We start from the raw sequence: 2,441 nt of genomic DNA on the forward strand, positions 1-2,441 counted from the left end.
CGGCACCACGGCGTACACCAGCCGGACCAGGTTGCCGAATCGGCGGTGCAACCATTCGTCGCGGCGTGACCAGGTGTAGCCCAACAGCTCGCGCACCGGCGGATCGTAGAGACCCACCGTCAGCCAAACGAAGAACGGCGCTGCAAGTTTGCGCTGCGCCGCCCACAACCAGTCCGGAATCCATTGGGCAAACGGAGGTCTCGGCAGTGTGGTGAGATCCAGCACGTCGCGAGTGGCTTTGTTGTCCTCCAACACGTGGCGGCACATGTGGTCCCAGTAGGCCTGGAACTCCTCCCAGGTGTTCGGGACCGGCCGCATGCTCATGGCGTACATGCGATTCAAGGTGCTGTGCTAGTCGAACAGCTGCCGCTTCTCGGCTTCGGTGATTCCGCCGCAGAACCGCTCCGCAACGATCAGGGTGCCGACGAAGAAGGTCGCATGCGCCCAATAGAAGACCTCGGGATTCAGTGCGTTGTAGCGTCGGCCTTGTGCATCCACGCCTTTGATACCGATGTGGTAATCGCGCACCTCGGCACCGGTCATCGGGGCACGGTCGCCGTCGAAGACCACTCCGCCGATCGGGTACAGCGAGCGCATCAGGCGCGGCCAGCGCTCCCGGAAGAACGTCGAGTGGGCTTCGACCGCAGCACCCAGTTGTGGATGCATGTTCTGCATCGACCCCGACCACGGGCCCTGCAGCATGCCACGCCAGTCGCCGAAGTATCGCCAGGTCAGTGATCCGGGGCCGAGCGGCGCCGGGTCGTCATACGCGGTGGCGCCGGCGGTCAACGAGCAAGCCTCAGACGTATCTTGAATCACTGTGGGGTTCCCTGATCGGTGGCAGATGATTTCTGACTACAACCGTTGTCACTGTTGAGGTTAGCGGTGCGCCGACTTCCGGTCAACGACGGGGCCGTTGGTCTCGCGTTCCGCTGGCGAACCGCCAAACCCTGCGCCGGGGCGAAGGCGTTGTCAAAAGGTGATGCCGCGCCACACGCGAAGAACTTGATGCTACCGGCGTACACAGATATATTGCATGCTACTGGCGGACACAGATAACCGGGAGGGCCGATGCCGCGACAGATGACTGACCTTCAGCTGCTGCATGAGCTCCAGCCGGTGGTCGAGCAGGGTCTCAACCGGCACTTCTCCATGGTCAAGAACTGGAACCCGCACGACTACATCCCGTGGTCGGACGGCAAGAACTACTACGCACTCGGCGGCCAGGACTGGGAGCCCGAGCAGGCCAAACTCTCCGAGGTCGCCCAGGTGGCGATGCTGCAGAACCTGCTCACCGAGGACAACCTGCCGTCGTACCACCGCGAGATCGCGATGAATTACAGCATGGACGCCCCATGGGGCACCTGGATCAACCGCTGGACCGCCGAGGAGAACCGGCACGGCATCGCGCTGCGCGACTATCTGATCGTCACCCGCAACGTCGACCCGATCGAGCTGGAAACCATGCGGATGGAGCAGGTCACCCGCGGCTTCAGCCCGGGCCAGAACCAGCAGGGCGACCTGTTCGCCGAGAACCTGTTCGACTCGGTCATCTACGTCACGTTCCAGGAGCTGGCCACCCGGGTTTCACACCGCAACACCGGCAAGGCCTGCAACGAGACGATCGCGGACAAGCTGCTGGCGCAGATCTCCCACGACGAGAACCTGCACATGATCTTCTACCGCGACATCAGCGGCGCCGCGATCGACGTCGCGCCACAAGAGGCGATGTACTCGCTGCACCGGGTGCTGGCCAACTTCAAGATGCCCGGCTTCACGGTGCCGGACTTTCGGCGCAAAGCCGTGATCATCGCCGTCGGCGGGGTGTACGACCCGCGGATCCACCTCGATGACGTGGTCATGCCGGTGCTGAAGAAGTGGCGCATCTTCGAACGCGAGGACCTGACCGGTGAGGCGGCGCGGTATCGCGACGAAATCGGCCTGCTCGTGCGGGAACTCGAGGAGGCCTGCGACAAGTTCGAGGTGGCCAAGCAGCGCCGGCTCGAGCGTGAGGCGCGCAAGGCCGAGAAGCTGGCCTCTCGAAAAGAGGTGCTCGCGTCATCGGCGTCCTGATCGGCCAGCGGCCCGGCACCCGACTGCGGATCGGCCCGATCGCGCTCGCCAGTCCGGTGGTGCTGGCGCCGATGGCGGGTGTGACGAACGTCGCATTCCGGACGCTCTGCCGAGAGCTGGAGCAGTCCCGAGCCGGAACGGTCAGCGGGTTGTACGTGTGCGAGATGGTCACCGCCCGTGCCCTCGTCGAGCGTCATCCGGCCACCCTGCACATGACGTCGTTCGCACCCGACGAGTCGCCGCGCTCGCTGCAGCTCTACACCGTCGACCCAGACACCACCTACGCCGCGGTGCGGATGATCGCCGACGAAGGCCTCGCCGACCACGTCGACATGAACTTCGGCTGCCCGGTGCCCAAGGTGACCCGG

At 64.5% G+C, this 2,441-nt stretch carries 2 protein-coding genes and 1 pseudogene; 2 read left to right on the forward strand and 1 reads right to left on the reverse strand.

Translation table 11 applies throughout. The features are described from left to right. Positions 1-819, reverse strand: a pseudogene (locus AC2VON_RS15635) (oxygenase MpaB family protein); the annotation flags it as partial. 252 nt (positions 820-1,071) lie between these two features. On the opposite strand from AC2VON_RS15635, the gene AC2VON_RS15640 reads away from it, so the two are divergent. Together AC2VON_RS15640 and AC2VON_RS15645 are read left to right on the forward strand one after the other, a co-directional pair. After that, positions 1,072-2,073, forward strand: a complete 1,002-nt coding sequence (locus tag AC2VON_RS15640; protein WP_486953771.1) for an acyl-ACP desaturase — start codon at positions 1,072-1,074, stop codon at positions 2,071-2,073. 23 nt (positions 2,074-2,096) lie between these two features. Further along, a partial coding sequence (locus AC2VON_RS15645) for a tRNA-dihydrouridine synthase (RefSeq protein ID WP_486953772.1) occupies positions 2,097-2,441 on the forward strand: 345 nt, incomplete at its 3' end.

The sequence above is a fragment of the Mycobacterium sp. TH-M82 genome (genome assembly GCF_057473605.1).